This window comes from Paenibacillus sp. KS1 (assembly GCF_001680695.1).
GTDB lineage: Bacteria > Bacillota > Bacilli > Paenibacillales > Paenibacillaceae > Paenibacillus_B > Paenibacillus_B suaedae.
Map to the genome: position 1 here is coordinate 1 of NZ_MAIS01000328.1, position 370 is coordinate 370.

Annotated in this window: 1 protein-coding gene; it reads left to right on the top strand. The window is 40.3% G+C overall.

Annotated elements, in window-relative coordinates; genetic code table 11:
• The coding region (locus tag BBG47_RS28525) for a DUF4367 domain-containing protein (RefSeq protein WP_083189663.1) at positions 1-336 on the top strand (336 nt) is incomplete at its 5' end.
• Between the last annotated feature and the right edge of the window lie 34 nt (positions 337-370).

The following is a 370-nucleotide window of genomic DNA, read 5'->3' on the forward strand; positions in this document are numbered from 1 at the left end:
GCCAAAGGCAAAGTGGTGTATTCCAAAAAGATAGAATGGGATGAAGCGGGAATGATCAGGCTGGAATATGCCAATGGCAAAAACAAATTGGTGCTGAGTCTGAGAAAGATAGAAAACGGAGAGGAAAAGAAATCTAAAGAAGGATTCCAGTTTAAGTCTGCCGACGAGAAGGCCAAAGAAAATGCTAAACAGCCAAAGAATGAAATCCTTCAAGACATCAATAATTCACTGTCATGGACAGAAAAAGGAGTAAGCTGCACGATTTCCACAAATCCCGAGAATCCTTTGACGAAGGAAGAGATGATCAAGCTTGCGAAAACGATGATTAAAAAATAGTTCAGGAGAGGAGCATTACCCATGAAAAACACAA